The 23,064-nt window shown below is 69.8% G+C and carries 28 protein-coding genes; 7 read left to right on the forward strand and 21 right to left on the reverse strand.

All coding sequences use genetic code 11. The features are described 5' to 3' along the window. Nucleotides 1-4 precede the first annotated feature (4 nt). The 18 genes from HUA74_RS40575 to plsX all read right to left on the reverse strand — a co-directional run bounded on the left by HUA74_RS40575 (nucleotide 5) and on the right by plsX (nucleotide 15,145). A complete protein-coding gene (locus HUA74_RS40575) occupies nucleotides 5-529 on the reverse strand; it encodes a chemotaxis protein CheW (RefSeq protein WP_141644347.1) in 525 nt (174 codons plus the stop codon). Then, nucleotides 526-1,092 carry a chemotaxis protein CheW gene (locus tag HUA74_RS40580; protein WP_174458876.1) on the reverse strand — a complete coding sequence of 189 codons (567 nt, stop codon included), beginning with the start codon at nucleotides 1,090-1,092 and terminating at the stop codon, nucleotides 526-528. Before HUA74_RS40580 ends, HUA74_RS40575 begins: the two co-directional genes overlap by 4 nt. 34 nt (nucleotides 1,093-1,126) lie before the next feature. Further along, the gene (locus HUA74_RS40585; protein ID WP_174458877.1) at nucleotides 1,127-3,448 is read right to left on the reverse strand and encodes a chemotaxis protein CheA; all 2,322 of its coding nucleotides are present in this window, start codon (nucleotides 3,446-3,448) and stop codon (nucleotides 1,127-1,129) included. Beyond that, nucleotides 3,445-3,819, reverse strand: a complete 375-nt coding sequence (locus tag HUA74_RS40590; RefSeq protein ID WP_141644350.1) for a response regulator — start codon at nucleotides 3,817-3,819, stop codon at nucleotides 3,445-3,447. The genes HUA74_RS40585 and HUA74_RS40590 overlap by 4 nt, the downstream gene beginning before the upstream one ends. A gap of 58 nt (nucleotides 3,820-3,877) precedes the next feature. After that, nucleotides 3,878-4,369 carry a M17 family peptidase N-terminal domain-containing protein gene (locus HUA74_RS40595; RefSeq protein ID WP_174458878.1) on the reverse strand — a complete coding sequence of 164 codons (492 nt, stop codon included), beginning with the start codon at nucleotides 4,367-4,369 and terminating at the stop codon, nucleotides 3,878-3,880. A gap of 35 nt (nucleotides 4,370-4,404) precedes the next feature. Continuing rightward, nucleotides 4,405-4,827: a transcription antitermination factor NusB gene (nusB, locus tag HUA74_RS40600; RefSeq protein WP_141644352.1), complete on the reverse strand. Its 423-nt coding sequence runs from the start codon at nucleotides 4,825-4,827 to the stop codon at nucleotides 4,405-4,407. A gap of 2 nt (nucleotides 4,828-4,829) precedes the next feature. Further along, nucleotides 4,830-5,336 (reverse strand): 6,7-dimethyl-8-ribityllumazine synthase, encoded by a 507-nt coding sequence (ribH, locus tag HUA74_RS40605; protein ID WP_141644353.1) that lies wholly within the window; start codon nucleotides 5,334-5,336, stop codon nucleotides 4,830-4,832. Nucleotides 5,337-5,375: 39 nt separating this feature from the next. Further along, on the reverse strand, nucleotides 5,376-6,038 hold the full coding sequence (locus HUA74_RS40610; RefSeq protein ID WP_141644354.1) for a riboflavin synthase: 663 nt from the start codon (nucleotides 6,036-6,038) through the stop codon (nucleotides 5,376-5,378). Between the two features lie 128 nt (nucleotides 6,039-6,166). Then, a complete protein-coding gene (gene ribD, locus HUA74_RS40615) occupies nucleotides 6,167-7,330 on the reverse strand; it encodes a bifunctional diaminohydroxyphosphoribosylaminopyrimidine deaminase/5-amino-6-(5-phosphoribosylamino)uracil reductase RibD (protein ID WP_141644355.1) in 1,164 nt (387 codons plus the stop codon). Between the two features lie 11 nt (nucleotides 7,331-7,341). After that, nucleotides 7,342-7,845 carry a transcriptional regulator NrdR gene (nrdR, locus tag HUA74_RS40620; protein WP_141644356.1) on the reverse strand — a complete coding sequence of 168 codons (504 nt, stop codon included), beginning with the start codon at nucleotides 7,843-7,845 and terminating at the stop codon, nucleotides 7,342-7,344. A 31-nt stretch (nucleotides 7,846-7,876) separates the two neighbouring features. Next, complete coding sequence (gene glyA, locus HUA74_RS40625; RefSeq protein WP_174458879.1) at nucleotides 7,877-9,133, reverse strand: serine hydroxymethyltransferase; 1,257 nt, start codon at nucleotides 9,131-9,133, stop codon at nucleotides 7,877-7,879. A 38-nt stretch (nucleotides 9,134-9,171) separates the two neighbouring features. Then, nucleotides 9,172-9,615, reverse strand: a complete 444-nt coding sequence (gene rpiB / locus HUA74_RS40630) for a ribose 5-phosphate isomerase B (protein ID WP_141644358.1) — start codon at nucleotides 9,613-9,615, stop codon at nucleotides 9,172-9,174. Between the two features lie 19 nt (nucleotides 9,616-9,634). Then, nucleotides 9,635-10,888 (reverse strand): beta-ketoacyl-ACP synthase II, encoded by a 1,254-nt coding sequence (gene fabF, locus HUA74_RS40635; protein WP_141644359.1) that lies wholly within the window; start codon nucleotides 10,886-10,888, stop codon nucleotides 9,635-9,637. Between the two features lie 84 nt (nucleotides 10,889-10,972). Beyond that, nucleotides 10,973-11,215 (reverse strand): acyl carrier protein, encoded by a 243-nt coding sequence (gene acpP, locus HUA74_RS40640; protein ID WP_141644375.1) that lies wholly within the window; start codon nucleotides 11,213-11,215, stop codon nucleotides 10,973-10,975. A gap of 105 nt (nucleotides 11,216-11,320) precedes the next feature. After that, complete coding sequence (gene fabG / locus HUA74_RS40645) at nucleotides 11,321-12,067, reverse strand: 3-oxoacyl-[acyl-carrier-protein] reductase (protein WP_141644360.1); 747 nt, start codon at nucleotides 12,065-12,067, stop codon at nucleotides 11,321-11,323. Between the two features lie 4 nt (nucleotides 12,068-12,071). Beyond that, a complete protein-coding gene (fabD, locus tag HUA74_RS40650; RefSeq protein WP_174458880.1) occupies nucleotides 12,072-13,004 on the reverse strand; it encodes an ACP S-malonyltransferase in 933 nt (310 codons plus the stop codon). A 42-nt stretch (nucleotides 13,005-13,046) separates the two neighbouring features. Next, the gene (locus HUA74_RS40655; protein ID WP_371817388.1) at nucleotides 13,047-14,030 is read right to left on the reverse strand and encodes a beta-ketoacyl-ACP synthase III; all 984 of its coding nucleotides are present in this window, start codon (nucleotides 14,028-14,030) and stop codon (nucleotides 13,047-13,049) included. Nucleotides 14,031-14,083: 53 nt separating this feature from the next. Continuing rightward, entirely contained in the window at nucleotides 14,084-15,145 is a 1,062-nt protein-coding gene (gene plsX / locus HUA74_RS40660; RefSeq protein ID WP_141644363.1) for a phosphate acyltransferase PlsX, read from the reverse strand. A gap of 443 nt (nucleotides 15,146-15,588) precedes the next feature. Here plsX and rpmF point away from each other — a divergent pair, with 443 nt between their 5' ends. Next, nucleotides 15,589-15,777, forward strand: a complete 189-nt coding sequence (rpmF, locus tag HUA74_RS40665) for a 50S ribosomal protein L32 (RefSeq protein ID WP_141644364.1) — start codon at nucleotides 15,589-15,591, stop codon at nucleotides 15,775-15,777. Nucleotides 15,778-15,907: 130 nt separating this feature from the next. Here rpmF and HUA74_RS40670 read toward each other — a convergent pair whose 3' ends face one another. Continuing rightward, nucleotides 15,908-16,510, reverse strand: coding sequence for a DUF177 domain-containing protein (locus HUA74_RS40670; protein ID WP_141644365.1), 603 nt, complete (start codon nucleotides 16,508-16,510; stop codon nucleotides 15,908-15,910). 163 nt (nucleotides 16,511-16,673) lie between these two features. Between HUA74_RS40670 and HUA74_RS40675 the strand changes: the two genes are divergently transcribed. The 6 genes from HUA74_RS40675 (at nucleotide 16,674) to HUA74_RS40700 (ending at nucleotide 21,756) form a co-directional block, all read left to right on the forward strand. Continuing rightward, nucleotides 16,674-17,594 (forward strand): lipopolysaccharide assembly protein LapB, encoded by a 921-nt coding sequence (locus HUA74_RS40675; RefSeq protein ID WP_141644366.1) that lies wholly within the window; start codon nucleotides 16,674-16,676, stop codon nucleotides 17,592-17,594. Next, complete coding sequence (locus HUA74_RS40680) at nucleotides 17,591-18,100, forward strand: hypothetical protein (RefSeq protein ID WP_174458882.1); 510 nt, start codon at nucleotides 17,591-17,593, stop codon at nucleotides 18,098-18,100. The genes HUA74_RS40675 and HUA74_RS40680 overlap by 4 nt, the downstream gene beginning before the upstream one ends. Before the next feature lie 87 nt (nucleotides 18,101-18,187). Next, nucleotides 18,188-18,868, forward strand: a complete 681-nt coding sequence (locus tag HUA74_RS40685; protein WP_141644368.1) for a response regulator — start codon at nucleotides 18,188-18,190, stop codon at nucleotides 18,866-18,868. A gap of 12 nt (nucleotides 18,869-18,880) precedes the next feature. Next, the gene (locus tag HUA74_RS40690) at nucleotides 18,881-20,236 is read left to right on the forward strand and encodes a cell wall metabolism sensor histidine kinase WalK (protein WP_174458883.1); all 1,356 of its coding nucleotides are present in this window, start codon (nucleotides 18,881-18,883) and stop codon (nucleotides 20,234-20,236) included. A 12-nt stretch (nucleotides 20,237-20,248) separates the two neighbouring features. Beyond that, nucleotides 20,249-21,193 carry a metallophosphoesterase gene (locus HUA74_RS40695; protein ID WP_141644370.1) on the forward strand — a complete coding sequence of 315 codons (945 nt, stop codon included), beginning with the start codon at nucleotides 20,249-20,251 and terminating at the stop codon, nucleotides 21,191-21,193. Between the two features lie 59 nt (nucleotides 21,194-21,252). Beyond that, the gene (locus HUA74_RS40700) at nucleotides 21,253-21,756 is read left to right on the forward strand and encodes a histidine phosphatase family protein (RefSeq protein ID WP_174458884.1); all 504 of its coding nucleotides are present in this window, start codon (nucleotides 21,253-21,255) and stop codon (nucleotides 21,754-21,756) included. Between the two features lie 5 nt (nucleotides 21,757-21,761). On the opposite strand, the gene HUA74_RS40705 is transcribed toward HUA74_RS40700, so the two are convergent. Together HUA74_RS40705 and HUA74_RS40710 are read right to left on the reverse strand one after the other, a co-directional pair. Beyond that, complete coding sequence (locus HUA74_RS40705; protein WP_174458885.1) at nucleotides 21,762-22,223, reverse strand: DUF1634 domain-containing protein; 462 nt, start codon at nucleotides 22,221-22,223, stop codon at nucleotides 21,762-21,764. Next, on the reverse strand, nucleotides 22,220-23,062 hold the full coding sequence (locus HUA74_RS40710; RefSeq protein WP_174458886.1) for a sulfite exporter TauE/SafE family protein: 843 nt from the start codon (nucleotides 23,060-23,062) through the stop codon (nucleotides 22,220-22,222). The genes HUA74_RS40705 and HUA74_RS40710 overlap by 4 nt, the downstream gene beginning before the upstream one ends. Between the last annotated feature and the right edge of the window lie 2 nt (nucleotides 23,063-23,064).

Raw genomic sequence — 23,064 nt, forward strand, 5'->3', positions numbered from 1 at the left:
CTCCTCACTTCGACGGGCGCACCGCTTCGCGCTCCAGCTCCATGCGCAGCAACGCCTTCAAATCGAGCAGCAACCGCAAGCGGTCCGGCGGGCCGCACACGCCCACCACGAAGGGCGAGCGCCCCGACACCCTCAGCGCGGGCGCGGGCTTGATGTCACCCCGGCGAACCCGCAGCACCTCGGCCACCCGCTCCACACGCACCGCCACCCGCCGCGCGCCCAGTCGACACACCAGGAGCCGTGCCTTGCGCGACTGCACCGAAGGTTGCCCCTGGAGCCTGAAGCGCAGGTCCACCACGGGAAGGATGACGCCCCGCAGGTGGAGCACGCCCTCCACGAACGAAGGGGCATGCGGAATGGGCGTCACGCGCTGGAGCGGCAGCACTTCTTCCACTCGCTGGATATCCAGCACGTACTCCTCTTCACCCACGAAGAAGGCGCACAGCTGAACCACGGTGTCCGACTGCTCACCGGGCGCATCCGGTGCCCCCGAGGGGTGGCGCGCCAACAGGTTGACCGAGTCCTTCATGGCGTCAGTGCCTGTTCAGGGTCCAGCAGGATGTACAGCGAGGGCCCGCGTCGACCGATGCCCACGACACAGTCCTTGTCTCCCAGGCGCAGGCCGGGCGGCGGCGGCTCCAGCATGGAGGGCTTGAGCTTCACCACGCCGGACACGCTGTCCACCCACACCCCCGCCGGCCCCGTCTCCGTGCGCAACACGAGGACGCGCGCATCCCGGGGCGGCGCGGGCGCATCCGGCCCCGCGACCAGGGGCGCACGCTCCGTCAGCCCCAACCGGACCTTGATGTCGTACGCGGGCAGCAGCTCTCCGCGCAGGTTCATCACCCCGAGCAGGTGAGGCTCCGCCCTGGGAATCTCCGTCAGCGGGGGCACCTTGGAGATTTCGCGCACGAGGCGGATGGGCACCGCGTACGACTCTCCCTCCAGTAGGAAGGACAGGTACTCCTCCGGGACTTCCTCGGGCGTGGAGGAGGCGACGCCGTCACTGCCGGCGGCGAAGTCCTGCAGGCCGCTGACGTCCTCGTCCGGACGGAAGAAGAAGTCGTCGAGCAGTTCGGCGAACCGGGACACAGTGGGTGAGGATAGCAGCCGGCCAGGGCGAGCGTCAGGCCCGCCTTCGCTCCAGGGCCAGTCCCTCTTCCAGCAGGTCCGCCACGTCCAGCACCAGCACCGGACGACGGTTGCCCAGGTCCGTGGCGCCGGAGATGCCCCGGACGGACTGCAACCTGCCGCCCAGGGGCTTGGTGACGATGTCCTGCTGGCCGTGCAGCTCGTCCACGGCGATGCCCAGCCGCTCCTGCGCCAGCCCCACCACCACCACGAAGTAGCGGCTCACCGGACGCTCCGGCAGGCCGAACAGCCGTGACAGCCGCACGAAGGGCAGCGTCTGCCCGCGCACGTCCAGCACCTCGCGCCGCTCCAGGGTGCGGATTTCCCGGGGCTGGACGGAGAGGATTTCCAGCACGCTGTTCAACGGCACCGCGTACGTGCGGGCGCTCACCCCCACCACCAGCGCGCGGATGATGGCGAGCGTGACGGGCAGCGTCAGGTGGAAGGCCGTGCCCTTCCCGCGCTCGCTCCACACGTCGATGATGCCGGAGAGGTTGCCCAGGTTGTTCTTCACCACGTCCAGGCCCACGCCTCGGCCGGACAGCTCGGACACGCTGCGCGCGGTGGAGAAGCCGGGCAGGAAGATGAGGTTGAGCAGCTCCCGGCGGCCCATCTCCTCCGCCTGGGCGAAGGTGATGAGGCCTCGCGTCAGCGCCACCTCGCGCACGCGCAGCTCGTCGATGCCCGCCCCGTCGTCACTCACCTCGATGACGACGTGGTTGCCCTTCTGCTCCGCCCGCAGCGCCACCACCGCGCGCCGGGGCTTGCCCGCCGCCAGCCGCATGTCCGGAGACTCGACGCCATGGTCGATGGCGTTGCGGATGAGGTGCATCAGCGGGTCGCTCAGCTCCTCGACGATGAGCTTGTCCAGCTCCACCTCGCCGCCGCCGATGACGAAGTCGATTTCCTTGCCCGCTTCGCGGGTGATGCGGCGCACCAGCCGGGCCAGCTTGTCGAACACCTGACCCACCGGCACCATGCGCGCTTCCAGCAGGCCCTCCTGCAAGGCCTCCAGCTTGCGCTCCAGGCCCCGCGTCTCGCGCGCCAGCTCCTGGCCGAACAGCTTCGACAGGGGCACCACGCCCTCCTGCCGCGCCGACTCCGCGAGCCGCTGGAGGCTGGCCTTGATGAGCAGCAGCTCGCCCACCATGTTGATGAGGCCATCCAGCTTGCCGATGTCCACCCGCACCGTCTGCGTCAACGAGCGCAGCGACGGCTCCGTCGCGACGGGAGGCGCCGCCACGGGCGTCACCGCGCGGCCGGGCGCACGCCCTCCCGGCCCCTGCAGATACGTCACCAGCGAAGGGCCCGACGTGCCCGCGGCCTCCGCGCTCCCCCCCGTCTCCCCCAGCTCCGTGTCGGGGTCCGGGTCCGGGAATGAGTGCGGCGCTCCGTCTTCCATCGCGGCGCGCACGCCCTGCTTCGTCCCGCCAGGCTTCACGGGAGACGCGCCCCCGACGGAGGCCTCGGGCGCGGAGGCGACGCCGATGGCCCCCAGGACAATGGCGGGCGACTCGGTGGCACGAACCAGCGCCTCGGCGGAGCGGGTCGTCGCACTGGGCGCCGCGGGCCGCACGGCGAGCGGTGACAGCTCCGCGGGCGTGCCCTTCAGCCCCGACTCCAGCTCCGTCCTGGAGACCTGGGCGCCAAAGATGAGGTCGAAGGCGATGCCATGCGCGCCGCCCGGCTGGGCCGAGGGCAGCGTGCTGATGACCTCTCCCAGGGGCTTGAGGCGCGTGTTCAGGTCCGCCAGGCCCTTGTCGAAGTCGGACAGGTCGAACGCGGCGCGCACTCGCCACAGCGCCACGCCCCGGCGCACATTCTCCCGGAGCCGGTGCTCCTCGTACTCGGTGAAGACGGAGCGCACCTGCGCCTCCAGCTCCAGCCGCTCCAGCGGGTCCTCGTCCTGCGCGACGGACACCTCGCCCAGCTGCCCCAGCCGCTCCGCCATGCCATCCGCGCGACGGGTGAGGCCATCCGACTCCGTGCCCCGCGCCGTCTCCGCCAGCAGCGCCTGGAAGGCGTCCAGCGCTTCAATCAGCGTGTCGAGCACCGCGTCGTTCAAGTGCAGCTTGCCCAGCCGCAGCCTGTCCAGCAGGTCCTCCGTGCCATGCGCCAGCCGGGAGATGCGCTCCTGACCGAACAGCCCCGCCAGCCCCTTGAGCGAGTGCGCCGCGCGGAAGATGCCGTTGACGCGCTCGGGGTCAGCCTCCTGGCCGCGCCGCTCGTCCAGCACGAGCAGGTCCTTGCCCAGCGCCTCCAGAATCTCGGTCGCCTCGGCCACGAACTCGGCCAGCGCCTTGCTCGGAGGACTCACGGCAGCTTCAGGTACCGGCGCAGAAGCCCTTCCAGGCTCCCCGGTTGGAACGGCTTGACCAGGTACTCCGCGGCGCCCAACGCCATGCCCCTGTCGCGGTCCTGGTCGCGCCCCTCGGTGGTGATGATGAAGAGCGGAACGTCGCGGTAGTTGGGGTTCTTCTTGACGAAGTTGATGAGCTCGAGCCCGTTGATGTCGGGCATGTTGATGTCGGTGATGATGAGGTCGAAGCGGTGGCGCGGCAGCAGCTTCAGGGCCTCGAAGCCGCTCGAGGTGACGACGGCCTCGATGCCCTCCACGGCCTCCACGGTCGACGCGATGTACTCGCGCGACGCCTTGGAGTCCTCGACAATCAGCACCTTGACACGCATGTGCGCACGCCCCGGACGGTCCCCCATGCTAACAGAAGCCCTGCCCGGTCGCTGTGCTTCAGCCCTTCCTGCCTGGTAGGAGCCGGACGAGCGCCTTGTCCATCAGGAGGGCCACCCGTCCGCCCTTGAACGCTGGGACGAAGCCCTTCTGGAAACCCTCCACCCGGGCCGCGTCATCCACCGAACCTCCGGCGGGAATCTCCAGCGCCACCGACGCCACCTTGGCCCGGCTGAGCACCGTGCCCGCCCCGGCAAGCGCCTCCTGGAGGCCCTCCGCGTCGAGCTGACGACGGGCCCCCAGGCCGACGACGAAGATGCGCGGCACCTCCAGCTTCCCGTCCGAGGGCAGCAGGAGCCAGTCGTCCTTCGCGCCGGAGAAGAAGCCGCCCTTGAGCACCCGCGACAGCACGCCACACAGGCGCCAGTCCACGTAGCCCGCGGTGGCCGGCAGGGGCCGGTCATCCTCGGCCACGAACAGACACAGGGCGTCCACGCCGCCAAGCGAGTCCAGCCCTTCCATCCCGATGTCGTGCGTCGTCGTCTGGCTCACGGCGCGTCCCTTCTTCCGCTCGAGGCTCCGGCAACTCAGGCCTTGTTCAGCGCCACGGCGACACGGTCCAACAGGCCGTTGACGAAGGCGCTGGACTCCTCCGTCCCGAAGTTCTTCCCCAGCTCCACCGCCTCGTTGATGGTCACCTTGCGAGGGATGTCCGGACGGTACTTCAGCTCGAAGATGCCCACGCGCAGGACGTTGCGGTCGATGCGCGACATGCGGTCCAGCCGCCAGTTGTGGCTGTGTGACTCGATGAGCCGGTCGATTTCCGCGCGGTGGGCCTGCACACCCTCCACCAGCTCGCGGGCGAACTTCACCGCGTCCGGCTCGCGCTTCTCCTCGTCCGACGCCGTCCAGGCCGACTCCAGGGCGTCATTCACGGACGCGCCCGCCGCCATCTCCAACTGGTAGAGCGCCTGCAACGCCCGCTCACGTCCCGTTCTGCGCGCGCCCATGACTACCCCTTCCTCGACGCGTCGAGCGTGGCCAGCTTGCCGTACAGGTTCACCATCTCGATGCACGCCAGCGTGGCCTCGGAGCCCTTGTTGCCCGCCTTCACGCCGGCCCGGTCGATGGCCTGCTCCACCGTGTCACACGTGAGCACGCCGAACGTGACGGCCGCCGGGGGGCTTGCCGCCGCGGCGCTGAAGGCCACCGCGCCAATGCCCTTGGCGCACTCGCCCGCGACGTAGTCGAAGTGAGGCGTGCCACCCCGGATGACGGCGCCCAGGACGATGACTCCCGCGTACTGACGCGACTCCGCGACGCGGCGCACCAGCCCGGGCAGCTCATAGGTGCCGGGGCAGCGGTACACGTCCACGTCCGCGTCGGCCACGCCGTGACGCACCAGGGTGTCGACAGCGCCCTTGGCCAGCTCCTCGGTGATGAAGCCGTTGAAGCGGGCGACGCAGATGGCGAAGCGGCCCTTGGGGGGGAGGAAATCACCTTCGATGTAGCGAGGCATGCGGGGCTTCCTACACCACCCAGGCTCCGGCGTCGCCTGCTACGGCGTCCCGAAGCCCGCCGCCCGGACGGCCGCCTCGGACACCCCTCCCGGGCCTGGAGCGCCCGCCTGCCCCCTCTGGAGCAGGTACAGGCGCGCCACGTACTTCCCAATGGGGTCCGCCTCCAGGTTGACCCGGGCGCCCACCTTCTTGGCCCGCAGGGTGGTGCGCTCCTGCGTCTCCGGAATCAGCTGGACGCTGAAGCGGTCCACGCCCACGGTGTTGACGGTGAGACTGATGCCGTCGATGGCCACCGAGCCCTTTTCGATGAAGTACGGCGCCAGCGCCTCCGGCAGCCCGAAGACCATCACCCACGAGCCGCCCTCCGGGTAGGTCTCCAGCACCGTGCTGACGCCGTCCACGTGCCCGGAGACCAGGTGCCCGCCCAGCCGGTCCCCCAGCGCCAGGGCCCGCTCCAGGTTGACGCGGTCTCCCGGCCGCACGGCGTCCAGCGTGGTGCGCCGCAGCGTCTCCGGCGCGGCCTGCACGCGGAAGGCTTCGCCCGTGCGCTCCACCACCGTGAGGCAGGCGCCATCCACGGCGATGGACTCGCCCAGCGCGAAGTCCCGCGCGCCCAGCGACGTGCGAATCCACAAGTCCGTCATCCCGCCCGGAATGACGCGCTCCACCCCGCCGATGTCCTGAATGAGCCCGGTGAACATGACGGGGCTTATAACGGACCCGCCGTCGCGACGCCCACGGACAACCGGGGCCCCCGGCGTGTCCTCCATTCAACGGCCCCTTTACCGGGCCTCATGCATGAGGCCTCGGGCGGAGGCTCGGAGGGGGCCTACAGCAGCGCCTGGAGCAGGATGTCCTGCCCGTGCTGCTCGAAGGTGAGGTCCTTGACGGAGAGGGCCTGGGTCATCTCCTTCACGCCCAGGTCGCCCGCCCAGGACATGCCCTGGCGGCCCAGCAGCTTGGGGGCGAGGAACAGGGCCAGCTCGTCCGCCAGGTGCTCGCGCAGGAAGCTGCCGTACATCTCCGCCCCTCCCTCCACGAGCACGTGGTTGAGGCCGGACTTGCCCAGCCGCCGCAGCAGGGCCTTCAGGTCCACCCGGTCGCCCTTCTTGCGCAGCTGCCACACCTCCACGCCCTGGGCCAGGAAGCGCTTCGCCTTGCGCCCCTCCGGGTCCTCCAGCGTGGCGATGATGGTGCGCGCGGGGCTCTTCTGGGTGAAGACGGTGTAGCCGGGCGACAGGCGCAGGTGGCTGTCCACCACGACGCGCAGCGGGTCCTTGCCCTTGCCGCCGGGCAGCCGCGTGGTGAGCTTGGGGTCGTCGTGGCGCACGGTGTTCGCGCCCACGAGGATGACGTCCACGTTGTCGCGCAGCCGGTGCACCCACTCGCGCGCCTTCTCGCCCGTCACCCAGCGCGAGTCCCCCGTGGCCGTGGCCAGCTTGCCGTCCAGCGTCGCCGCGGCCTTCAGCGTCACCCAGGGCATGCCCGTGCGGATGGACTTGAAGAAGGGCCGGTTGAGCTTGTCGGCCTCCTCCTGCAGCACGCCCGTGACGACCTTCACCCCGGCGCGGCGCATCCGGGCCACGCCCTTGCCGCTCACCTTGGGGTTCGGGTCCGAGGAGCCGGTGAAGACGCGGCGCACCCCGGCCTCGATGATGGCCAGGCTGCACGGCGGCGTGCGGCCGTAGTGGTCGCACGGCTCCAGCGTGGAGTAGAGGTCCGCGCCCCTCGCGCGGGAGCCGGCGGCCTCCAGCGCCACCACCTCCGCGTGCGCGGTGCCCGCCTTCTTGTGGTAGCCGCGAGCGATGATGCGGCCGCCCTTCACCAGGACGGCGCCCACCACCGGATTGGGGCTGGTGCGGCCCAGGCCCTTGGCGGCTTCCTCCAGGGCGATGCGCATGAAGAACTCGGCCACGGCGCGGTCGAAGTCCGCCGCCCGTTTCGCCCGGGGCGCCCTGGTGGCTTCCAACCTGGCCCGCGTGAGCAGCCGCATGGTGTGTCCCCTCAGCTCCCCCGGCCCGGCGCGAGGGGCGGCTTCGCCTTGCGCTCGCGCTCCTGGTCCTCGAGCAGGTCCTTCAGCTCATGCATGAACTCGGAGATGTCCCGGAAGCTCCGGTACACGGACGCGAAGCGCACGTAGGCCACCTCGTCCATTTCCTGGAGCCGGCGCATGACCTCCTCGCCGATGACGGACGAGTTGATCTCCTTCTCGCCCATGCCCTGCAGCAGCCGTTCAATGGCCACCACCGTCTCCTCGAGCTGATCCACGGACACCGGCCGCTTCTCACACGCCTTCTTCAGCCCGGAGACGATCTTCTCACGGTCGAACGCCTCGCGCCGGCCGTCCTTCTTCACGATGAGCGGGTAGAGCTCCTCCACCCGCTCATACGTGGTGAAGCGGCGCTTGCAGGCCAGACACTCGCGGCGCCGCCGGATGACGGAGCCCTCGTGCGACTCGCGAGAGTCGATGACCTTGTTTTCGGCATCCTGGCAGAACGGGCAGCGCATGGAGACGGAGCGAGGCTCCTGGTCCCTTCGATTACTTGAGCCGCGAGGCGTACAGGGGGAAGCCCTGCGCGAGTTCCTTCACCTGTCCGCGAATGCGGGCCAGCGCCGCGTCGTCCTGGGCCGAGTCCAGCGCGGCGCCAATGAGCTTGCCCACCGTGGCCATCTGCGCCTCGCGCATGCCGCGCGTGGTGATGGCCGGAGTGCCCACCCGGACGCCCGACGTCACCATCGGCTTCTCCGGGTCGAACGGAATCATGTTCTTGTTCACGGTGATGCCCGCCTTGTCGAGCACCGCCTCGGCAACCTTGCCCGTGAGATTCTTGGGCCGCAGGTCCACCAGCATCAGGTGGTTGTCGGTGCCGCCAGAGGTCAGCCGCAGCCCAGCGGACTTCAACGCCTCCGCCAGCGCCTGCGCGTTGGAGACAATCTGGCGCTGGTACGTCTTGTACTCGGGCGTCAGCGCCTCGCGGAAGGCCACCGCCTTGCCGGCGATGACGTGCATCAGCGGACCGCCCTGGATGCCAGGGAAGATCTGACTGTTGATGGACTTGGCGTAGGGCTCGCGGCCCATGACCAGGCCCCCGCGAGGACCGCGCAGCGTCTTGTGCGTGGTGCTGGTGACGATGTCCGCGAAGGGCACCGGCGAGGGGTGCACGCCCGCGGCGACCAGGCCCGCGATGTGCGCCATGTCCACCATCATCGCCGCGCCAACCTCGTCGGCGACCTCGCGGAACTTCGCGAAGTCCAGCGTGCGCGGATAGGCGCTGGCGCCCACGACGATGACCTTGGGCTTGTGCTCGCGCGCCAGGGACTGCACCTGCGCGAAGTCGATGGTCTCCGTCTCGCGCGTCAGGCCGTAGTGGACGACCTTGTAGAGCTTGCCGGAGAAGTTGAACGTGGCGCCGTGCGTGAGGTGGCCGCCGGAGTTCAAATCCAGCGACAGCATGGTGTCGCCCGGCTTCATCAGCGCCATGTACGCGCCCATGTTGGCCTGGCTGCCCGAGTGCGCCTGCACGTTGACGAAGTCCGCGCCGAACAGCTGCTTCGCGCGGTCGATGGCGAGGTTCTCCACCACGTCCACCACTTCGCAACCGCCGTAGTAGCGCTTGCCGGGGTAGCCCTCCGCGTACTTGTTGGTGAGCACGGAGCCCACCGCCTCCATGACAGCGGGGCTGACGAAATTCTCGGAGGCGATCAGCTCCAGACCATCTTCCTGGCGCTGCGTCTCGTCGTGGACGGCCCGGAAAATCTCGGGGTCCACGTCGGCCAGAGTGCGGGTGTTCTCCATGGCGGCTTTCCTCTCGACAACGGGTACCGCGACGGCCACTAGCCCTGGGACTCGGCCTCGCGAATCATCTGCACGCGCCGCTCGTGGCGACCGCCCTCGAACGCGGTGCCGAGGAACGCCTCCAGGATGGCCCGGCCCACGCCGGAGCCCACCACGCGCTGACCCAGGCACAGCACGTTGGCGTCATTGTGGGCCCGCGCCATGCGCGCCTCGAACTCCGTGGTGCACAGGGCCGCTCGGATGCCCCGGTGCTTGTTGGCGACGATGCTCATGCCAATGCCGGTGCCACACACCAGCACGCCCAGGGTGGCCTCACCGGACGTCACCGCCCGGGACACCCGGGCCGCGAAGTCCGGGTAGTCCACAGAGTCCCGCGCGAACGGGCCCACATCCTCGTGGGCCACGCCGCGCTCCTTGAGCGCCGCCACCAGTTCCTGGCGGAGCTCCAGGCCCGCGTGGTCCGAAGCAAGAATGACTTTCACGCGGGTCTCCTTCGGCCACCTAGAAGCGCTTGAACAGCAGCACCGCGTTGGTGCCACCGAATCCAAACGAGTTGCTCATCACCGCGTCCACCTTGGCCTCGCGGGCCGCGTTGGGCACGTAGTCCAGATCACACTCCGGATCCGGGCTCGTCTGGTTGATGGTGGGCGGCAGGATGTTGCGCGACAGCGCCAGCGCGCTGACCACGCCCTCGTATCCACCCGCCGCGCCGAGCATGTGGCCCGTCATGGACTTGGTCGACGACACCGCCACCTTGCGGGCGTGGTCCCCGAACACGGCCTTGATGGCCTTCGTCTCGTTCGCGTCGTTGAAGGGAGTGGAGGTGCCGTGGGCGTTGATGTAGCCCACCTGCTCCGGGTTCATCCCTGCCGACTGGAGCGCCAGCCGCATGCAGCGCGCCGCACCCTCGCCTTCCGGCGCCGGCTGCGTCACGTGGTACGCATCCGAGTTGGCGCCATAGCCCACCAGCTCCGCGAGAATCCTGGCACCGCGCTTCTTCGCGGCCTCCAGCTCCTCGAGGATGAGCATGCCCGCGCCCTCGCCCATGACGAAGCCGTCACGGTCCTTGTCGAACGGGCGGCTGGCCGCGGCCGGGTCATCATTGCGCGTGGACAGCGCCTTCATCACCGAGAAGCCACCCAGCCCCAGTGGGGTGATGGCCGCCTCGGCGCCGCCGGCGATGGCCGCGTCCGTTTCGCCCAGCTTGATGGACTTCCAGGCCTCGCCAATGGCGTGGGCGCTGGTGGCACAAGCGGACACCGGAGCCCAGTTGGGCCCCTTGCAGTTGTAGCGCATGGAGATGAGGCCAGGCGCCATGTTGACGATCATCTGGATGATGAAGAAGGGCGACAGCCGGTCAAACCCCTTCTCCAGGCCCTTGCGGTGCTGCTCCTCCAGGGAGGAGATGCCGCCAATGCCCGAACCCACGATGACGCCCACCCGCTCTGGCGTGTAGCCATGCGGCACGTCCGGGCCCACGGGAAGCCCCGACTCCTCCACCGCCATCGCCGCCGCGGCCATGGCGTACTGCGCGTAGAGGTCCATTCGGCGCACTTCGCGCCTGTCGATGAACTTCTCCGGCTCGAAGTCCTTCACCTCGCCGGCGATTCGCGTGTCGATCTTCTTGGGGTCGAAGCGCGTGACGAGGGAAATGCCTGAAGTGCCGGCAAGCAACGCCTGCCAGTTCTTCTCGGTTCCTGTACCCAGTGCCGAGATGAGCCCGGTACCGGTGATGACGACTCGACGGTGTGACACGGTCCTCTCCGGTGGCGCCTGGGACGCCGGGGACGCCGCGCTGGACGCGGCGTCTCCCCGCCCCCCGGCACGCCGTGGTGCTGCCTACTTCTTGTGGGTGGTGATGTAGTTGATGGCGTCGCCGACGGTCTTGATGTTCTCGGCCTCCTCGTCGGGGATCTCGACCTCGAACTCCTCTTCCATCGCCATCACGAGCTCCACGATGTCGAGGCTGTCGGCGCCAAGGTCCTCGATGAAGGAAGACTCGGGCTTGATCTCATCCTCTCCCACCCCGAGCTGATCGGCGATGATGCCCTTGACCTTGGTCTCAATTGCGGACGTCGACATAAGTGCTGAACCCTCCAGGAACCAGATGTAGGCCCGGAAGGCTTCCCGAGCCCTGTCGAAAGCCGGCGCGGTATATCCCACGCACGCCGGCAATCCAACCTTGGGTTACATGTACATGCCGCCGTTGACCTTCAGGACCTCGCCGGTGATGTAGGACGAAGCGTCACCTGAGAGGAAGAGAACGGCCTGGGCCACCTCCTCCGGGTTGCCCAGTCGTCCCAGCGGGATGCCCTCCGTCATCTTCTGGCGCAGGTCGTCATTCAGGTGGGCCGTCATGTCCGTCCCGATGAAACCCGGGGAGACGGCATTGACGCGGATGCCTCGGCTGGAAAGCTCTCGGGCCACCGTCTTCGTCAGACCGATGAGTCCTGCCTTTGCCGCCGAGTAGGCCGCCTGTCCGGGATTGCCCATATCCCCCACGACGGAGGTGATGTTCACGATGGCGCCGCCCCGCTGCTTCATCATGGGACGGCTGGCCGCGCGGATGAGGGCGAAAGGCCCCCGCAGGTTGGTGTCCAGCTGCTTGTCCCAGTCCTCGTCCTTCACCCGCATGACCAGGCCGTCCACCGCCATGCCGGCGTTGTTGACGAGCACGTCCAGCCGGCCGTGGGCCTTGACGATGCCCTCCACGGCGCTCGTGCAGGCGGCGGTGTCGGACACATCGAAGCGCAGCGACTCCGCCTTCGCGCCCTCGGCGGTGAGCAGGCCCACCGTCTCCTGGGCCGCCGCCTCGTTGCCCGCATAGCTGATGATGACCGTGGAGGCGCCCGCCTTCGCGAAGGCCACCGCGCACGCCCGGCCGATGCCGCGCGAGCCACCCGTCACCAACACCACCTTGTCCTTGAAGCTCATGCGCTCACCCCAGCGCCGCGAGGACCTTCTCGAGGCTCGCGGCGTCTTCCACGTTGAAGAGTTCGATGTCCTTGGTGATGCGCTTGATGAGGCCGCACAGCACCTTGCCCGGGCCCAGCTCCACCACGCGCGTGACGCCCTCGGCCTTCAGCGCCTCCACGCATTCAATCCACCGCACCGGCGCGCTCACCTGCTCCAGGAGCAGCGGAATCACGCGGGCCACGTCCGAGTTGGGCCGCGCCTCCACGTTCGTCACCACCGGCACCGACGGCGCCACCAGCCTCACGCCGCCCAGCACCGCCGCCAGCTTCGGCTTCACCGGCTCCATCAGCGCGCAGTGGAAGGGCGCGGACACCGGCAGCGGCATCACCCGCTTGGCCCCGGCCTCCTTGCACTTCACGCCCGCGCGCTCCACCGCCGCGGCGTCGCCGGCAATCACCGTCTGCTCGGGCGAGTTGTAGTTGGCCGGAGACACCACCTGGCCCTCCGCCGCCGCCTCACAGGCCGCCTTCACCTTCGCCGGCTCCAGGCCCAGAATCGCGGCCATGGCGCCCACGCCCGCGGGCACCGCCTCCTGCATGAAGCCGCCGCGCGCGCGCACCGCCCTCGCCGCGTCACCCAGCGACATGGCGCCCGCGGCCACCAGCGCGGAGTACTCGCCCAGCGAGTGGCCCGCGACGAACGAAGCCACCGGGCCCCGCGTCGAGAAGACGGCGTGCGCCGCCACCGACACCGTGAGGATGGCCGGCTGCGTGTTGGCCGTGAGCTTCAGCGCATCTTCTGGCCCCTCGAAGCAGAGCTTGGAGAGCTTCTCTCCGAGCGCGTCGTCCGCGGCCTCGAAGACGGCGCGGGCCTCGGGGAACTTCTCGAAGAGGTCCTTGCCCATCCCCACGGCCTGACTGCCCTGCCCGGGGAACACGAATGCGACCTTCGCCATGTGCGGTCTCTGCCTCCTGAAACGTCCAGTCCCGTTGCCCGACTACCAGCGCACCACCGCGCTGCCCCACGTCATGCCCGCGCCAATCGCCATCATCGCGATGACGTCTCCGGGCCGGAGTCTTCCGGCGCGGTGGGCCTCGTCCAACGTCATGGGCAGGGACGCGGACGACGTGTTGCCGTACTTGTGCAGGTTCAGCCAGCACTTGTCGCGGGGAATCTCCAGCCGCTCCAGCGCCGCGTCCAGGATGCGGACATTGGCCTGGTGCGCGATGACGTGGTCCACCCCCCGCGCCGTCAACCCGTGAGAGGCCAGCGCACCCCGCGTGGAATCCACGAGCGCGCGCACCGCGAAGCGGAACACCTCCCGGCCCTTCATCTTCAGCTTGTGGAGGTGGGCCCGCAGCCCCTCCTCCGTCATCGGCGTGCGCGAGCCGCCGCCTGGAATGGTGAGCGCGTCCGCGAGCGTCCCGTCGGTGAACAGATGGGTGGAGAGGATGCCCCGCCCCTCCTTCTCCGAGGGCGCCAGCACCATGGCCCCCGCCCCGTCCCCGAAGAGCACGCAGGTGTTCCGGTCCGTCCAGTCCACCACCCGCGTCAGGAGCTCCGCGCCCACCACCAGCGCCCGCTTCACCTGTCCGGAGCGCATGAATTGATCCGCGATGCTCATCGCGTACAGCGAGCCCGCGCACGCGGCGGCCACGTCGAAGGCGAAGGCCCGGCGCGCGCCCAGCCGCGCCTGCACGAAGGCCGCGCACGAGGGCATGGGCATGTCCGCGGTGATGGTCCCCACCACGATGAGGTCCAATTCCTCCGGCGCCACGCACGCCATCTCCAGGGCCTTCAGCGAGGCGGCGACGGCCAGGTCGCTGGTGGCTTCGTCGTCCGCGGCGCGCCTTCGCGCGTGGATGCCGGTGCGCTCACGAATCCAGGCATCGGACGTGTCCACGCACGCCTCCAGCTCCTGGTTGGTGATGACCCGGGAGGGAGCGTAGGAGCCGGTGCCGATGATCTGCGTGCATGCCACGAGGGTTCTCCCGAAAAGGAGCTTCATCGAACCCAACGCCCAGGCGCCGGTCTCTAATCGGAAACGGCTTCTTCTGTCCCTCTTTTTCCCCTCGGGTGGGTAGGGAGCCAGGCGGCGGCCCTGGCGATGCATCGCGTCAGTTCCTCCTGGAGTCCCCCCTGCGCGGTGGCCAGCGCGGCGCCCAGGGCGTTGTGGATGGCTCGAGGAGAGGAGCGCCCGTGGGCCACGATTCCCACGCCTCGCAGGCCCAGCAGCGGAGCGCCTCCGTACTCGGCGTAGTCCACCATCTTCCGCAGGCCCTTCAGCGCGGGCTGGAGCAGCAGCGCCCCCAGCTTCTCCGACAGCCCACCCCGCTTCTCGATGGCCTGACGCAGCATGCCGATGACGCCCATGCCCACGCCCTCGGATGTCTTGAGGACGACATTCCCGGTGAATCCGTCCGTCACGACCACCTGCACGTCGCCGGAGAAGAGGTCCTTGCCCTCCACGTAGCCGCCGAAGTCCAGGTCGGACTGGCGCAACAGGTCGCTCGCCTCGCGCGTCAGGAGCGTCCCCTTGGACGCCTCCTCTCCGTTGGACAGCACCGCGACGCGGGGACGGGCCACGCCCAGCAGCAGGCGGACATAGGCCTCGCCCAGCACGGCGAACTGCGCCAGATGCGACGGCCGGCAATCCACGTTGGCGCCCGCGTCCAAGAGCAGGCAGCGCCCGCCGCCCTTGAGCGCGGGAAAGAGCGCGGCGATGGCGGGGCGCTCCACGCCGGGCAGCCGGCCCAGCGTCATCAAGCCGCCCGCCATGACCGCGCCGGAGTTGCCCGCGGACACGAGCGCATCCCCGTGCCCGTCGCGCACCAGTTCGAAGCCCACCCGGAGCGACGAGTCCCGCTTGCGCCGGAAGGCGGTGGAGGCGTGGTCATCCATCTCCACGACCTCGGACGCGTGGTGCACGCGGAGGTTGGGCGGAGGCAGCCCGCGTCCCAGGTGGGGCGTCACCCGGGCCGTGTCTCCCACGAGGACGACCTCGTGCTCGGGGTGGGCCCGGGCGAAGAGCACTCCGCCCTCCACCGGCGCCCCCGGCGCGTGATCTCCCCCCATCGCGTCCAGGACCAGCCTCATCCCCGCCCTCTCCGTGTCTGCGTGCGTGTCAGCTCGAAACCCACCCGGCCCGCCGGGCGGCGCGCAGCACACCAGGAACCTCCCAGGGGGGCAACGACTCGCTTGCCCCATGGCATGGGGTGGGTCCAGGTGGGCAGCGCCGCGTCGAGCGGGGGCGCCGGGTCCGGATGATCCGCGGGGCGGGCGGAAATGAGCCCATCACGAGCGTTGTCCCGGCGGGGCGCGTGAGGTATCTGGCGGGCGGGCGGCCCCGAGGCACTTCGCGGTGTGACTGGGCAGTACACGCGCATTGACTCGGGCCGGATGAGCCGCTAGGGTCCGCCGCCTTTCAAGCCGGACCAGGAGTACGCGAGCTCGTCGCGACTGCTCCAAGGCCGGTGTTGACCGACATGTTGCGCAGGCAGCCGGGGACCCCGGCACAGCGCGTGAGACAGAGGTGAGCCGTGGGCGTCCCCAAGAAGCGTACTTCGAAGATGCGTCGTGACACTCGTCGCGCTGGCAACAACAACCTGCGCACCGCCGTGCAGGTGACCAAGTGCCCCAACTGCAAGGAGCCGGTGATGCCTCACCGCGCCTGCACGTCGTGTGGCCAGTACAAGGGGCGCGAGCTGCTGCCCCAAGCCGAGGCCTGAGGCCTTGCCAGTGACGCTCCTGAAGAGGGGCGTCGAGCAGCACGAAGGGCCGCGCCTCCCCAATCGGAGGTCGCGGCCCTTGCTCTTTTCCGGCCCCGAATCCCAGCGGGGCCGGCGCCCTCGGCGGACTTCAGTTGCCGAGCTTGATGTTCTTCAGCGACGCCAGGCGGGGGTCCACCTGCTTCGTGTCACACTGGCACTGGGCCTCGTTGAAGTTCGTGCCGCACTGCGAGCACAGGCCCTTGCAGTCGTCCTTGCAGACCAGGTTCATCGGCAGGGCGAGCAGCACCTGCTCGCGGACGATGGGGTCCAGGTCGATGGTCTTCCCATTGAAGACCTCCTGGTCCACGCCATCGATTTCGAACGAGCCGCCCGTCTCCCCCTGCTGACGCTCCTTCTTCTCCATGGACTTCTCGTCGTCGTCCTTGAAGTCGTCGCCCCGGGCCATCGACTCGGGCACCAGGTTCAGCGAGAAGACCACGGGCAGCGCCAGCTCCACGTCCTTCAGGCAGCGCTTGCAGGGACTGGTGACGTGTACGGTGAAATTGCCGTTCAGCAGCACCCCGCCGCTCACCCGCCGCAACGTGGCCTTGAGCTGGGATGCCTGCGTGGCCCGGAAGCCGGTGTCCAACCCGGACGCCGTCCCTTCCAGCGCGGCGCCCAGCAGCTCCGGCGAGATGGGCTCGTCCAGCTTCAGCCCCGACTCATGAATTTGTTCAACCTTTACGAGCATTTACGCGACATCCAGGTAAAATTGGGCGGGCAACATAGAGGGCGGCCCCTCTAGCGTCAACACGCCCGGGTTCAACAGCACCGCGAAGATGTCACTGCGCCGTCACCACCGGTGGGGTGGCCTTCGTGGATTCTCCAGACAACGCTTTGATAGGGTCGGTTTGATGCACAGGCACGATTTGCCGTTGCGCGTGGGGGCACTCTTCCTCGTCGTGGGCCTCCTGGCTCCACCGGGGCTTGCCCGTCCCCTCTTCCCCGCGCCTGCCCTCTCGCAGCTCGGGCCAGCAAGCCCAGAAATCACCCGCGCCCGCGAGCAAATTGACGATGGCGAGTTCGAGGAGGCCCGGCGCACGCTCCAGGCGGGCCTGGACGCCCCGGACGTCACCGACGACCAGCTCGTGGAGCTCTACCGCCTGCTCGGCCTCACCGCCCTGTACCTGGGCGACGAGAACCAGGCGCGCGAGGCCTACGAGAAGCTGCTCCAGGCCCGTCCCGACTACGAGCTGCCCCGCACGGCGCCGCCCAAGCTGCGTTCGCTCTACGCGCGCATCAAGGAGGACATCCGCAGCAGGCGCGTGCGCCCCGTGACGCTCGACGTGGATCCGATTCCGGATCCACCGGGCGGCGAGCCCATCGTCGTGGAGGCCACCATCCAGGAGCTGGCGCTGGGCGCCCGCGCGCGGCTGTTCTACCGGCGCGCCGGAGACCAGGCCTACAACTCCGTGGACTTCGTGAAGGACCGGGGCGAGAAGGAGCGCTTCCGCGCCGTCGTCCCCGCCTACGACGTGCCCGTGGAGCCGGAGCCCTACGAGGTGGAGTACTACTTCGAGGTGGTGGACGCCGCGCAGCGCCGGCTCGCCGGACGCGGTGACTCCTTCCAGCCCATGCTCTTCCAGGTGGCACCACAGCGCTCGACAGCCGCCGCCGAGGTCTCCGAAGGACGCCCCTGGTACAAGAGCCCCTGGCTCTGGGTGGCCGTGGGCGCGGTGGCCATCGGCGGTACCGCGGGCGTGGTGGCCCTCTCCTCCTCCGAGGACCGCGGCCGAGTCCCCATCACCATCCGCGTGGACCCTTCCCAGCCATGAGCCTCCGACTCTTGAAGTCCCTGCCGCTCGCCTTCGCGCTGTGCGCCTGCGGTCCCACGGACTCCGGCACCGCCGGCCGCTTCGGCCTGGACGTGACGATGTCGCGCGCCGTGGCCGCCGAGGTCCACGCGCTCCAGGTCAGCGTCCTCGAGGACGGCTCGCGCCGCAGTTGCACCGAGCTGCAGCGCACCTGCCTCAACACCCAGGTGAAGCGCGAGGAGCTGGTGGTGCTGGAGGACTCGCGCGGCAACGAGGGCCGCGCGCTGCGCTTCACCGTGGACCTGGCGGCCATGCAGAACGGCGGCAGCCAGGCGCTCGAGATCGACGTACCGGTGGGCCGCGACTACGCGCTCGTCATCGAGGCCATCGCCGTGGGCGCTCCGTCGCGCTTCCTCGGCAGCTCCTGCAACTACCTCAAGGTCGTCAACTCCGGGGACAACGCCCCGGTGGTCGCCGCGCCGCTCGTGTTGACCGAGCAGTCCTGCGACCCCTCCATCGGCCCCTGAGCAAGGCGGCGCTCCTCGCCCGCGCTCGCTGCCCCCCGCGGCTACACCTTTTCCGTCGAGCTTCCACAGGACTTCCGAGAGGACCCCATGACGCGCATCCTGATCATCGAGGACGAGCAGGACCTCGCCGGGCTCGTCGAATACAACCTCCGGGCCGCGGGCTTCGAGACGGAGTCGGCGAACACCGGCGCCGGAGGCCTTGCCCGGGCCCGGGCCCATCCACCCGACCTGCTGCTCCTGGACCTGATGCTGCCGGACATCGCGGGCGGCGAGGTGCTGCGCATGCTCAAGCAGGACCCGGAGCTGCGAAAGACGTCCGTCATCATCGTCAGCGCCAAGGGCCAGGAGTCGGACCGCGTGCAGGGCCTGGAGCTGGGCGCGGACGACTACGTGGTGAAGCCCTTCTCCGTCCGCGAGCTGCTCCTGCGCGTCAAGGCCGTGCTGCGCCGGGGCGACGCCGACGAAGGGCCCGCGCAGGTGCTCGCCGCCGGGGACATCCTCCTGGACACCTCGCGCCACCAGGTGCGCGTGAAGGACGTGGAGGTCGTCCTCACCGCGCTGGAGTTCCGCCTGCTGCGCACGCTGCTGGAGCGAAGCGACCGGGTGCAGACGCGCGAAACCCTCCTCTCCGATGTCTGGGGCATCCAGGCGGAGATCCACACGCGCACCGTGGACACGCACATCAAGCGCCTCAGGGAGAAGCTGGGCCCCGCGGGCGACATCATCGAGACGGTGCGCGGCGTCGGCTACAAGCTCAGCCCTCCCTAGGCCGTCCGCTCCATGCCCCTGCGCTACACGCTCCTGCCCCTGTTGATGCCGGCCACCCTGGTGGGCCTGCTCGTGGCCGCGCTGGGCACTCCCGGCGCCGCGGTGCCCGTGGCGCTCATCACCCTGGCCGGCTCCCTCATGGCGCTGGGCCTGAGCCGTGGCGCGCTGCAACGACAGCTGGACAGGCTGGCGCGCAGCACGCGGGGCCGCGCCGAGGGGGGTGGCGGACCGACGCCGGACCCGGACCGGCTGGAGGAAGTGGCCAGCCTCGAGGGCGCCATCGACTCGCTGCACACCCGCCTGTCCGCGCGAAACACGGAGCTCACCCAGGAGTCGCGCACCCTCACCGCCGTCCTGGACAGCATGGCCGAGGGCATCTGGGTGACGGACGCGGAGGGCACCGTGGTGCGCCACAACGACGCGCTCCGGAACATCCTCCAGACGGGCGCGCCCATCGTCGGCCAGCGCCCCCTGGCCGTCATCCGCGATGACCAGCTGCACGACGCCGTCATGCGCGGCTGCCGCGAGGGGAACTCCAGTCACCTGGAGCTCTCGCTCGAGGGGCTGTTTCCCCGCACCCTGTCCGTGCGCGTGACGCCGCTGGGAAGGGATTTGCCGGGCAGCGCCGCCGTCTTCCACGACGTCACCGAGCTGCGCCGGCTGGAGAAGGTGCGCAAGGACTTCGTCGCCAACGTCTCCCACGAGCTGCGCACGCCGATTACGGCCATCCGAGGCTACGCGGAGACGCTCCAGGGAGGAGCGCTCGGGGACGCCCAGGTGGCTCCACGCATGGTGGAAATCATCCACCGCCAGTCCGAGCGCCTGTCCGAGCTGGTGGAGGACCTGCTGGAGCTGTCTCGCCTGGAGTCGCAACAGGTGAGCCTGAGACTCACCGACGTCCTTCTGGCCGAGGCCGCCGCCCGGGCCGCCGACACGGTGCGCCCCAAGGCCGAGGGCAAGGGCCAGGTGGTTTCACTCCATGTCCCTGCGGGACTGGTGGCGGTGGGAGACCCGCGCGCGGTGGAGCAGGTGCTGCTCAACCTCCTGGACAACGCGGTGAAGTACACCCCGGCGGGTGGGCGGGTGGACGTGGACGGAGCGTGCGAGGACGGGCGGTGCGTGGTGCGCGTCCGGGACACCGGGGTGGGCATCGAACCGCGCCACCTGTCGCGCATCTTCGAGCGCTTCTACCGGGTGGACAAGGGCCGGAGCCGGGACATGGGAGGCACCGGGTTGGGTCTTTCCATCGTCAAGCACCTGCTCCAGGCCATGGACGGCGAGGTCAAGGTCGAGAGCCAACCGAACGAGGGCAGCACCTTCACCATTTTTCTGCCCCAGGCGGCTCCCGCTCGGTCTGCGACGGGGTAGGATGGCACGACCATGCGGGTCGCCATCCTCGCGGACATTCACGGCAACCTCCCCGCCTGCGAGGCCGTCCTCGAGGACATCGCGCGCTCCGTTGCGCCCGACTACATCGTCGCCGCCGGCGACCTCGCACTGCGCGGAGCGCACCCTCGCGAGACGGTGGACCTGCTCTTCGACCGCTGCGACTCGGTGCTGATGGGAAACACCGACTGCTACCTCGCCGGGAACTACCTGGGCGGTGCGTACCGCGAGAGGGACCACTGGAAGACGGAGCTCTTGCGCTGGACAAGAGACCAGCTCGGCGAGGCGCACCTGCGCCAGTTGGGCGCCCTGCCCTTCTCCGTGCGTTACACGCCGCGCAAGGGACAGGACCTCTTCGTCTGCCACGCCAACCCGCGCAACCTCGAGGAGTCGCTGGACCCCACGCTGGATGACGTCGCGGTGCGCCGCTACTTCGCGCACCTGGACGCGGCGGCGTGCGCCTTCGGCCACCTGCACTTCCCCTACCGCCGGCGGGTGGGCCGCATGCTCATCGCCGACGTGGCCAGTGCGGGGATTCCGCGCGACGGAGACCTGCGCCCCGCCTACGGCGTCTTCACGTACACGCCCAAGGGCTGGCGCGTGCAGATTCGCCGGGTGCGCTACCCGGTGCGCAAGGCCACCCAGGCCCTCACCGCGCGCCGCGTCCCCGGCGGTCCGCTGCTCATCCACAAGCTGGTGGAGGCGCGCTACCGCCACCACAACGCCTTGATGGAGGCCGCGCGCCGCCACTCCGGCCTGCCACCCGCGGGCCCCGTGCTGCGGCCTCCGCCGGGCGCCCCCATTCGAAACGCGGCGGTGCCCCTGGAGGGACGTGCTCCTCCGGACGTGGACCCCACCTCGCTGCCCACGGACCTGGATGGCACCGTGACGGACGCGACACCGCTGCCGCTGGATGTGTTGAACGACCTGGACGGCTGAGCTTTGTCGCCGGGACGTTGCTTGCCCGGAGCGGTGGCGGGTGGTTGAGGCAGGCCACCATGTCCGCTCGCGAACTGCCGCTGCTGCTCGTCCGCCACGCCGAAGCCGAAGACACGCACATCCTGGGGGATGAGGCCCGTGCCCTCACCCCGGAGGGCCGCGCCCTCTTCCGTCAACACGCGCGCAAGCTGGCCCGCCTCACCCCGCTGCAAGGCATCGTCACCAGTCCCCTGGTGCGCGCCGTCCAGACGGCGGAGCTGCTCGCCGAGGCCCTGGGCCTGTCGCGCGTGGAGGTCCACCCCGCGCTGGTGCCCCGCAACAGCGCGCCCCGGCGCATCCTGAAGCTGGCGCGGGAGCTGGGGCCGGGCTTCGCGCTGGTGGGCCACAACCCCTCGCTGGAGCAGGCGCTGGCGCTCGCGCTGGGCGACGACACCCAGGCGCCGGAGAAGCTGCGCAAGGGCACCGCCGTGGCGCTCCAGTCCACCGGGGACGACGCGGGCTTCCAGCTCGTCTGGTGGGCCGCGCCGGGCCGCGCGCTCAAGCGCTACGACACGGGGGGGTGAGGCGCTCAGCCCTCCGCGGCGCCCACGAGAAAGGACACCAGCAGCAGCGTCAGCACCACGGTGGTGATGGCCACGTAGAGCCGGTCCTTCTGCTGCCGGAAGATGAGCAGCGACAGCGCCACGCGCATCACCGGCACGGCCATCATCACCAGGAGCCCCGCCATGACAAAGGACTGCCCTCGCGCGGCCATGGCGCCCGCCACCACGTCCGCCAGCCCGTGCGGCACGGGGTGCGGCGCGGTGAGGCGCTCCAGGGCCTCGGAAGACACGAGGTAGTCGGGGTGGCGGAAGAACGTCACCAGCGTGCCCAGCGTCACCAGCGACATGCTGACGAGGACGCCGTAGCGCAGCAGGTCGCTGATGAGCAGCTCGGGCACCAGCGGAACGGCCTCTGGCCCCACGGGCAGCGCCACGCTGGACGGCGGCAAGGGGCGGGGCTCGGGCTCGGATGACGGCGCTTCGTTCATGACGACCACCCCTTGCGCAGCATCTCGAAGGCCACCCACAGCAGCACGCCCACGAAGAGCGCGCGCAGCCACGACGCATTCACCCTCGCCATCAGGTGACGTGAGCCCAGCCACGCGCCCAGCGTGACGCCCACGCAGACGGGGCCCGCGATGAACGGGTCGATGTGGCCTCGCGCGAAGTAGACGCCCGCGCTGGCCGCCGCTGTCACGCCAATCATGAAGTTGCTGGTGGCCGTGGACACCTTCAGCGGCAGCCGCATGGTCAGGTCCATGGCGGGCACCTTCAGCGCGCCCGAGCCGATGCCCAGCATGCCGCTCACCGTGCCCGCCACATACATCAACCCCAGCCCCGCCAGGGGACGGGTGACGCGGTAGCTCACCTCGCGGCCAGTGGACTCATCCCAGTAGCTGCCGTGCAGCGCCAGCCGGTCCGCCAGCGCGTCCTCGGGCACCGGCGCTTCCTCGCTCGCGTGCATCCTCCGCAGCATCACCAGCGCCGAGTACGCCATGACGGCGCCGAAGACGAGGTACACCCCGCGCCCTCCCACCCGACCCGACAGGAAGGCCCCGGTGAGCGCGCCCGCCGTGGTGGCCAGCTCCAGGAACATGGCCACGCGCATGTTGGCCATGCGCTCGCGCACATACGCGGCCGCCGCGCCGCTCGACGTGGCGATGACGGAGACGATGGACGCACCCACCGCGTAGTGGATGTCCACCTTCAACAGCAGGGTGAGGACGGGGATGAGGATGAGCCCGCCGCCGATGCCCAGCAACGAGCCCAGCAGTCCCGCGCCCACCGAGAAGCCCAGGACGACGAACGTGAAGAGGAAGGGGGTCATGC

This window comes from Myxococcus sp. CA051A (assembly GCF_013336705.1).
Taxonomy (GTDB): Bacteria; Myxococcota; Myxococcia; order Myxococcales; family Myxococcaceae; genus Myxococcus; species Myxococcus llanfairpwllgwyngyllgogerychwyrndrobwllllantysiliogogogochensis.